Origin of the sequence: Streptosporangium sp. NPDC049644, from assembly GCF_040675205.1 — a bacterium.
GTDB classification, from domain to species: domain Bacteria; phylum Actinomycetota; class Actinomycetes; order Streptosporangiales; family Streptosporangiaceae; genus Streptosporangium; species Streptosporangium fukuiense.
In genome coordinates this window covers 1-1,360 of record NZ_JBFAOJ010000270.1, presented here as the reverse complement: position 1 = coordinate 1,360, position 1,360 = coordinate 1, and the positions used below count along the sequence as shown (strand labels likewise).

The following is a 1,360-nucleotide window of genomic DNA, read 5'->3' as shown; positions in this document are numbered from 1 at the left end:
GGCCGCGGTGTGCTGGGTGCTGCTGTTGATGAAACCCGCGGCGCGCGCACCCTGGGGTGCGCGCGCGAGGTTGCGGTGGCGGGCGCGCCGCCACAGCAGCAGGTAGCAGGCGGCCAGGAGCGCCACGGCCGCCACCGGCAACAGCGCGAGCAGCTCGCCCGATCCGCCGTCATGCCCATGACCGTGCGCTCCGTGGGCGGACAAAGGACTCACCGGAGACCGCCCCCGTCGTCGGCGTCGCGCGGTCGCAAGGGCTCGCCGCTGCGCTGCAGCAGGTGGCCGCCGACGACCAGCAGCGCGCCCAGAAGGAGGAAGCCCAGGTCCCACCAGAGCCGGTAAGGTCCGCCGCGCACGTGGTGGATGGCCAGGAGGTGATGGTCGATCACGCCCTCGACGAGGTTGAACAACCCCCATCCCACCAGGATCCAGCCCCACAGCACCCGTGACGTCCAAGCCCGCCGCCGGTTGTGGGCCAGCCGTCCGTACAGCAGCGCCAGCCCGCACAGCACCGCCAGCCAGCACACCGTGTGGAAGATGCCGTCCCACACCGTGTTCATCTCCAACCCCGGCACCGTGTACGGCGAGTAGTACTTCACCCCGATGTTGTCGCTGTCGGTGCCGGTGAGCATGTGATGCCACTGCAACAGCTGGTGCAGCAGGATCCCGTCGGCGAACCCGCCCAACCCCACGCCCAGCACGATCCCGGGCAGTTTCAGGCTCACCGGCAGGCCACCGGCCTGACTCTCGCCCACGGAACCGACCATCCTCATCCCCCCGAACACGTTCTAGGCGACCACCTAGAACCGAACAGGAGTCCCGGTACCCCCTCGGGTCGGCACGACCAACTGCAAAGATGATGTTCCCGAAACATCATCTTTTCGAGAAGGATCACGATCCATGAAGCGACGGGCCGTCCTGCCGGGCGATCTGCCGGCCGGTTCCGCCACGGCGATGCCGCAGCCTCGGCCCTGGTGTGGATCCGGGCCTTCGACGAGGAAGGTCGCACTGGGGCGCACTCCCGTATCGGGGTGTTCGGCCACGGTAGGCATCCGGTTTCCCGGTACAGCACCTCTGGCTGGAATCGAACCAGCGGCCTCCTGCTCCGCAAGCAGGCGCGCTCTCCACTGCGCCACAGAGGTTTGGTAGCGGGTGCGGGAATCGAACCCGCCCACAACGGCTTATGAAACCGTCGAGCACACCAGCACCCTCACCCGCCCAGAAAAAAGCCGTCCCGGACCACGTGGTCCGGGACGGGGGGGGGGGGGGGGGGTTATGTGTAAAGCGAGGCCGCCCGCGCCGGGCGCGAGGGGGGGGGCGGGGCGACGGGAGATGGGGAGTCTTTAGAGCCACGCAATTAAAC

General features: G+C 68.4%; 2 protein-coding genes and 2 tRNA genes. All 4 read right to left on the bottom strand.

Features of this window, described 5'->3' with window-relative positions:
• Window positions 1–204: hypothetical protein (locus AB0J58_RS45055; protein ID WP_364228006.1), on the bottom strand; the 204-nt coding region annotated here is incomplete at its 3' end.
• Window positions 205–209: 5 nt separating this feature from the next.
• Window positions 210–752, bottom strand: a complete 543-nt coding sequence (locus AB0J58_RS45050; protein ID WP_364228003.1) for a DUF2243 domain-containing protein — start codon at window positions 750–752, stop codon at window positions 210–212.
• A 314-nt stretch (window positions 753–1,066) separates the two neighbouring features.
• Window positions 1,067–1,139, bottom strand: a tRNA-Arg gene (locus tag AB0J58_RS45045).
• A gap of 1 nt (window position 1,140) precedes the next feature.
• Window positions 1,141–1,216: transfer RNA gene (locus tag AB0J58_RS45040), tRNA-Met, on the bottom strand.
• Window positions 1,217–1,360: the final 144 nt, after the last annotated feature.